The organism is Sphingopyxis sp. SCN 67-31, assembly GCF_001725095.1.
On the sequence record NZ_MEFH01000226.1, the window covers coordinates 1 to 6,788 of the forward strand.

Below are 6,788 nucleotides of genomic sequence, written 5' to 3' on the forward strand. Positions count from 1 at the left end.
AGGCGAAACTCGCGGCGCACCACCTTGTCATGCGTCAGCGTGTTGCCGTTGACGTCGATGCGCTCGACATAGGTGCGCGGGCTTTCGCCGACGTCGAAAGTGATCGCCATCGTCCGCGTTTCGGGATCGCGGCGGAATTCGGGATTGATGTCGGCGAAAGCATAGCCGAAGAGGCCAGCGGTTTCGCTCAGGCTTTCCACCGTATCTTCCACAAGCTTGGCGTCGTACCAGTCGCCCGTCTTCATCGGCAGCAGGCGCTTCAGCGTCTCCGGCTTGAAGTCGCGCAGCTGGCTCTTCACGTCGATGTCGCCGAATTTGTAGCGCTCGCCTTCCTCCACCACATAGGTGATGATGAAGTCCTGCTTGTTGCTGGTCAGCTCCGCCACCGCCGAAATCACGCGGAAGTCGGCATAGCCGTGCTGGAGATAGAAGAGGCGCAGCTTCTGCTGGTCATAGGCCAGACGATCGGGATCGTAGGTCGTGTTCGACGACAGGAGATTGCCGAGGCTGGCCTGCTTCGTCGCCATTTCGCCGCGCAGTTCGCCGTCGCTGAACTGTTCGTTGCCGATGATGTTGATCTGGCGGACCTTCGACTTCGGCCCTTCGTCGATCTCGAACACCACATCGACGCGGTTCTGGTCGAGCTGGACCATCTTGGGATCGACGGTCGCGGCGAAGCGGCCCTGCCGCTTGTAGAGTTCGATGATGCGCGCGACATCGGCGCGGACCTTCGAGCGGGTGAAAATCTGCCGCGGCGCAAGCTTGATCTCGGGCCGGATCTTGTCTTCCTTCAGCCGCTTGTTGCCTTCGAGGATGACGCGGTTGATGACGGGGTTTTCCGTCACCTGGATCGTCAGCGCGCCATTGTCGTCGCTGATCTGATAATCCTTGAACAATTCGGTCGACGCCAGATCCTTGAGTGCCTGGTCGAGTACCGAACGGTCATAGGGCTGCCCCACGCGCAGGCGCAGATAGGAGAGGATCGTCTGCGCCTCGAGCCGCTGGTTGCCGACGACGGTGATCGTCTTGATCGTCGCCGCGGTCGGTGCCGCCTCGGTCGGCGGAACGGGCAGTGTCGATGTCACCGGCGGCGGGGCGACCTGCGCCAGCGCCGCAACCGGCCACGCCAGCATCGACCCGGTCAAGAGCACCGCGGTCAGTCGCGTCCGTGCCGAAAATTTCTGTGAAGCCACACCGTTCATCCCGCAAAAATCCGTATCCCTGCGCCCAGGTCCCGCTCCGGCCCAAGTGCGCGCTCTCCCTGCCTTAGTCTGGCTATCCAATCAAGCGGGCGATCCTGTCCCAAACGCCAATTGAGCCCAAATCGTTGAAAGTCACGACCAGCATCAACGTCACGATCACCGCAAAACCGAATCTGAACGCCCACTCCTGCGCCTGCGGCGGTGCCGGCCGCCGCCGAATTGCTTCATAGCCGTAGAAAAGCAGATGGCCACCATCGAGCATGGGCAATGGCAACAGATTTATGAACCCCAGATTGATGGAAACGAAAGCGACGAAGAAGATCAGGCTGGAAAGCCCCAGCGTCGCCATCTCGCCCGATTGTTTCGCGATCTTGAGCGGGCCGCCCATTTCCTTGACCGACCGCTGCCCGGTGAGGAATTGCCCCAATATATCCCCGGTCAACCGCACGATACCCCAGGTCTGGGCCGCGCCAGCCTGAACGGCCGCGAGCGGATTGACAGGTTCCAAGGCAATCTCGCCCGACCGGATGCCGATCACCGCGCGTTCGCCCTTGTTGCCGAAGCGATCGGTTTCGGTGATGACGCGCGGCCGCAGCAGCACATCGATGCGTTCGCCGCCGCGCTGGATCGCAAGCTCGGCGGGCTTGCCGAGATCGAAGGCCACCGCCATCGGAATGTCGTCGAATTTCTCGATCGCGCCGCCGTTGATCGCCACGATCCGGTCGCCGACCCGCAGATCGGCGGCTTCGGCCGCGCTGCCCGGCTCCACCGCGCCAACGACGGGGGGCGTCGTCGGCACGCCATAAGCCATGTTGAAGGCGGCAAAGATCGCGATGGCGAACAGGAAGTTGGTCACCGGCCCGGCGAGCACGATGAGAGCGCGTTTCCAGACCGGCTGCGCGGGAAAGCTGTGCGAGCGTTCTTCGGCGGGCATGTTGTGCCAGTTGGCGTCGGGCTGGCTCACCGCATCGCGGTCGCCCGCGAACTGGACATAGCCGCCGAGCGGCAGCCAGCCGATCTTCCATTCGGTGCCGCGCTTGTCGGTCCAGCCGAGGATCTTGCGCCCGAAACCGATCGAAAAGGTGTCGGCTTTCACGCCGCACCAGCGGCCGACGATGTAATGGCCATATTCGTGCACGAACACGAGCGGGCCGAGCACGACCAGAAACGCAAGAATGGTGAACAGGAAACCGGGCGACTCAAGCATGTTCGAGTTGGTCCACAAAATGCTGCGCGGCCGCGCGGGATGCCGCGTCGACGCTGAATATGTCCTGAAGCGCGCCCGGCACGGCGGGCGCATCGGCATCGAGGACGCGCTTTACCGTGTCGATGATTGCCGGAAAGGATATCCGCCCCGCAAGGAAAGCGGCGACCGCCACCTCGTTGGCGGCATTGAGCTGCGCCGGCCGCGCGCCGCCCTCGGCGATCGCGGCGCGGCAGAGCGCCGTTGCCGGAAAGCGCTCCTCGTCCGGCGCTTCGAAATCGAGCCGCGCGATGGCGGCAAGATCGAGCGGCGCGCACGGCGTTGCCATACGCTGCGGCCAGGCGAGCGCGCTCGCGATCGGAATGCGCATATCGGGCGATCCGAGCTGCGCCAGCGTCGAACAATCGACATATTCGACGAGGCTGTGGATCACCGATTGCGGGTGAACGAGGATTTCGATCCGGTCGAGGCCGACGGGAAAGAGATGATGCGCCTCGATCAGTTCGAGGCCCTTGTTCATCATCGTCGCCGAATCGACGCTGATCTTGGCGCCCATCGACCAATTGGGGTGCGCGACCGCCTGCGCCGGGGTGACGCGCGCCATCGCCTCGGCCGGTCGCACCTGATCGAGGCGCCCGCCCGCCAGGCACTGAAAGATCGCATTATGTTCGGAATCTACCGGCAGGATCGTCGCGCCGGACCGCTGCGCCGCCGCGATCATCAACTCGCCCGCCGACACCAGCGATTCCTTGTTCGCGAGCGCCACGTCGCACCCGGCTTCGATCGCCGCCATCGTAGGCGCGAGCCCGGCGGTCCCGACGATCGCGGCGAGTACGAGATCGGCCGGCAGCCGCGCAGCGTCGACCAATGCGTCGGCGCCCGCCGCCACGCCGACATTCGTGTCCGCCAGCGCCGCCGTGAGTTCGTCATGGCGCGCGGGATCGCCGATCACCGCGATTTCGGGGGTGAACTCGCGCGCCAGACGCGCCAGTTCGGCAACGTCGCTGTTGGCGCTGAGCACGACGATCTGCCATGCATGGCGGTCGCGGCGCACGAGGTCGAGGGCCGATTGCCCGACCGAACCCGTTGCGCCAAAGACCGAGAGGCGGCGCATGTCAGCCGGCCGCCCGGACCGCGATCTGGCCCGCGACGGCGAGCGCACCGAGAATGAGCGCGACCGGCAGCAGGCCGTCGACGCGGTCGAAAATGCCGCCATGCCCCGGAATCAGCTTGCCCGAATCCTTGACCCCGGCGCGGCGTTTCATCCAGCTTTCGCCAAGGTCGCCGAGCTGCGCGAGGAGGCCCATGAACAGGCCGATCCACAGCGGCACGCCGATAATCTGGCCGCGGTCGCCGATCGTCGCGCTGGCAATCAGCGCCGCGATCATGCCGCCGACGAGCCCCGACCAGGTTTTCGAAGGGCTGATCGTCGGCGCGAGCCGCGCGCCGCCAAAGGCGCGTCCGGCAAAATAGGCGCCGATGTCGGTCGCCCAGACCATGCCGAACACCCACAGCGCCGCCGTCATCCCCAGATTCTGCCGGATATACCAGAGCCCACCGATCGCCCCGATGACGAGCAGCAATCCGAGCGCCAAGAAGGCCGCCTTGCCGCCGCTGCCGAGCCCCATCGCGCGGACGAGCTGGAACCATTCGACCAGCAGCAGCGCGCCGCCGACGAGCAAGAGCAGGCCGAAGGCGATGCCGCCGAACCACAGCGCGGTGCCGGCGATCGCGAACAGGATGATCGCCGACCCGATGCGCACCAACAGATCCGACTTCGCTGCGCCCGCCATGCCTTATAATCCTCCGAAACGGCGCTCGCGCGCCGCAAAATGATCGAGCGCCGCCTTGAGGTCGGCGGGTTTGAAATCGGGCCATAGCCGATCGGTGAAATAAAGCTCGGCATAAGCCGCCTGCCACAGCAGGAAATTCGACAGCCGCACTTCGCCCGACGTGCGGATCAACAGGTCGAGCGGCGGCATGTCGGCGGTGTCGAGATGCGCCGCGATCGTCTCGGCGCTGATCTCGCCTTCCGCCGCGGCGGCCTTTGCCGCCCGCACCAGTTCGTCCTGCGCGCCATAATTGAGCGCGACCGCCAGCGTGGTGCGCCGGTTATGCGCGGTGCGCGCGATCGCATCCTCGATCAGTGCGACGACATCGGGCGCGAGCGCGCGCCAATCGCCGATGATCTTGAGCCGCACGTCATTGGCAGCAAATTCGTCGATATCGCTGACGATGAAGCGCTTGAGCAGGCCCATCAGATCGCTGACCTCGTCCTCGGGCCGCTTCCAGTTTTCGGACGAAAAGGCATAGAGGGTCAGCGCCTCGATCCCCAGGTCGCCGGCCGCGCGCACGATCGTGCGCACCGCCTCGACCCCCGCGCGATGACCGGCGATGCGCGGCAGGTGGCGCTTCTTGGCCCAGCGGCCGTTGCCATCCATGATGATGGCGACATGGCGGGCACCGTGATGCGTTTCGGACACCGGAAAAGCCTAAGACTCCGTTCGCCCTGAGCTTGTCGACGGGCCGTTCTTTGCTGGGCAAGAAAAGGACGGGGCTTCGACAGGCTCAGCCCGAACGGCCGAGAGGGTAGCGCGGAGGAGCACTAGCCCAGAATTTCCTTTTCCTTCGCTGCCGCCGCCGCATCGATTTCGGCGATCGTCGCGTCGGTCAGCTTCTGCACTTCGGTTTCGGCGCGCTTGCGCTCGTCCTCGCTGATTTCCTTCTTCGCCTCGTCCTGCTTCAGATTGTCCATGCCGTCGCGGCGGACATTGCGGGCGGCGACGCGCGCCTTTTCGGCATATTGACCGGCAAGCTTCGACAATTCCTTGCGGCGTTCCTGCGTCATTTCGGGGATCGGCAGGCGGAGAAGCTGGCCATCGACGATCGGGTTGAGGCCGAGCCCGGCCGAGCGGATCGCCTTGTCCACCGGGCCGACGTTCGACTTGTCCCACACCTGCACCGCCAGCATGCGCGGTTCGGGCGCGCTGACCGAGGCGACCTGGTTGAGCGGCATATGGCTGCCGTAGACCTCGACCGTCACCGGATCGAGCAGCGCCGAATTGGCGCGGCCGGTGCGCAGCCCCGCAAGGTCGTGCTTCAGCGATTCGACCGCGCCGTGCATGCGGCGTTCCAGGTCGGCCTTGTCATATTTCGCCATCTGTCTTTCCTCTCTTGATCGTTTCAGGCCGCGCCGCCGACCACGGTGGCGACGCCCTCGCCGGCCAGCACCCGCGCCAGATTTCCGGCTTCGCGAATGTTGAACACGACGATCGGAATATTATTGTCGCGGCACAAGGCCACGGCGCTCGCGTCCATCACCTTCAGATTGTCGGCGAGGACACGGTCATAGCTCAGGCTGTCGTAGCGCACCGCGCTCGGATCCTGTTTCGGATCGGCGTTATAGACGCCATCGACGCTGGTGCCTTTCAGCAGCGCATCGCATTTCATTTCCGCCGCGCGCAGCGCCGCGCCGCTGTCGGTCGTGAAATAGGGCGCACCGACGCCCGCGGCAAAGATGACGACGCGGCCCTTTTCGAGGTGGCGTTCGGCGCGGCGGCGGATCACCGGTTCGCACACCTTGTCCATCTCGATCGCCGACTGGACGCGGGTCTGGACGCCGAGCTGCTCGAGCGCATTCTGCATGGCAAGCGCGTTCATCACCGTCGCCAGCATGCCCATATAGTCGGCCTGCGCGCGGTCCATGCCCTTCGCCGCCCCCGCCATGCCGCGAAAGATATTGCCGCCGCCGATGACGAGGCAGATTTCGAGGCCGCGATCCTTCGCTTCCTTGACCTCGGCCGCCATGCTCGCGACCGTTTCGGGATCGATCCCGAAGGGCGTCGGCCCCATCAGCGCCTCGCCCGACAATTTGAGCAGGATGCGTTTCATGCCGGGCAATGCCATGTCGGGGGGAACCTCTTGCAAACTCGTAATATGCGAATGGCGCGCACCCTAGAGAGAGTGCGCGCCATTGCCAAGCGGACTGCGGCGCCCCAGGCGCAGCAATCCGGTTCTTCTTTTAGACGCCCGCGGCGGCGGCGACTTCGGCGGCGAAGTCGCTCTCTTCCTTCTCGATGCCTTCGCCGAGCTGGAAGCGGATGAAGCCGGTCAGCGTGATCGTCGCGCCGACGTCCTTGCCCGCAGCGGCGACGACTTCGGCGACCGGCGTCTTGCCGTCCATCACGAAGAGCTGCGACAGCAGCGCATTTTCCTTGCGGAACTTGGCGATCGAACCATCGACCATCTTCGCGACGATCTCGGCCGGCTTGCCCGACTGGGCCGCCTTTTCTTCCGCGATCGCCCGTTCACGCGCGACGAGATCGGCGTCGAGATCGTCGCCGTTCAGCGCGAGCGGGTTGGCGGCGGCGACATGCATCGCA

8 protein-coding genes are annotated in these 6,788 nt (G+C 65.1%); all 8 read right to left on the reverse strand.

What is annotated here, in order from left to right; translation table 11 throughout:
- Positions 1-1,202, reverse strand: a 1,202-nt coding sequence (bamA, locus tag ABS88_RS24720; protein WP_286750894.1) for an outer membrane protein assembly factor BamA, incomplete at its 3' end; no start/stop codon positions are given.
- A 73-nt stretch (positions 1,203-1,275) separates the two neighbouring features.
- Positions 1,276-2,409, reverse strand: a complete 1,134-nt coding sequence (rseP, locus tag ABS88_RS24725; RefSeq protein ID WP_003040139.1) for an RIP metalloprotease RseP — start codon at positions 2,407-2,409, stop codon at positions 1,276-1,278.
- A complete protein-coding gene (gene dxr, locus ABS88_RS24730; RefSeq protein ID WP_286750895.1) occupies positions 2,402-3,520 on the reverse strand; it encodes a 1-deoxy-D-xylulose-5-phosphate reductoisomerase in 1,119 nt (372 codons plus the stop codon). The genes rseP and dxr overlap by 8 nt, the downstream gene beginning before the upstream one ends.
- Before the next feature lies 1 nt (position 3,521).
- Positions 3,522-4,199 carry a phosphatidate cytidylyltransferase gene (locus tag ABS88_RS24735; RefSeq protein WP_286750896.1) on the reverse strand — a complete coding sequence of 226 codons (678 nt, stop codon included), beginning with the start codon at positions 4,197-4,199 and terminating at the stop codon, positions 3,522-3,524.
- A gap of 3 nt (positions 4,200-4,202) precedes the next feature.
- Positions 4,203-4,889 (reverse strand): polyprenyl diphosphate synthase, encoded by a 687-nt coding sequence (gene uppS / locus ABS88_RS24740; protein ID WP_003040149.1) that lies wholly within the window; start codon positions 4,887-4,889, stop codon positions 4,203-4,205.
- Positions 4,890-5,011: 122 nt separating this feature from the next.
- Positions 5,012-5,566, reverse strand: coding sequence for a ribosome recycling factor (frr, locus tag ABS88_RS24745; RefSeq protein ID WP_003040152.1), 555 nt, complete (start codon positions 5,564-5,566; stop codon positions 5,012-5,014).
- A 23-nt stretch (positions 5,567-5,589) separates the two neighbouring features.
- The gene (pyrH, locus tag ABS88_RS24750; protein WP_062768759.1) at positions 5,590-6,312 is read right to left on the reverse strand and encodes a UMP kinase; all 723 of its coding nucleotides are present in this window, start codon (positions 6,310-6,312) and stop codon (positions 5,590-5,592) included.
- Between the two features lie 115 nt (positions 6,313-6,427).
- Positions 6,428-6,788, reverse strand: a 361-nt coding sequence (gene tsf, locus ABS88_RS24755) for a translation elongation factor Ts (protein WP_286750897.1), incomplete at its 5' end; no start/stop codon positions are given.

What these genes read in the sequence shown, in the direction of transcription:
- dxr (WP_286750895.1), bottom strand. Translation starts at nt 3,520, where the DNA reads ATGCGCCGCCTCTCGGTCTTTGGCGCAACGGGTTCGGTCGGGCAATCG.
- ABS88_RS24735 (WP_286750896.1), bottom strand. Translation starts at nt 4,199, where the DNA reads ATGGCGGGCGCAGCGAAGTCGGATCTGTTGGTGCGCATCGGGTCGGCG.
- pyrH (WP_062768759.1), bottom strand. Translation starts at nt 6,312, where the DNA reads ATGGCATTGCCCGGCATGAAACGCATCCTGCTCAAATTGTCGGGCGAG.
- frr (WP_003040152.1), bottom strand. Translation starts at nt 5,566, where the DNA reads ATGGCGAAATATGACAAGGCCGACCTGGAACGCCGCATGCACGGCGCG.
- rseP (WP_003040139.1), bottom strand. Translation starts at nt 2,409, where the DNA reads ATGCTTGAGTCGCCCGGTTTCCTGTTCACCATTCTTGCGTTTCTGGTC.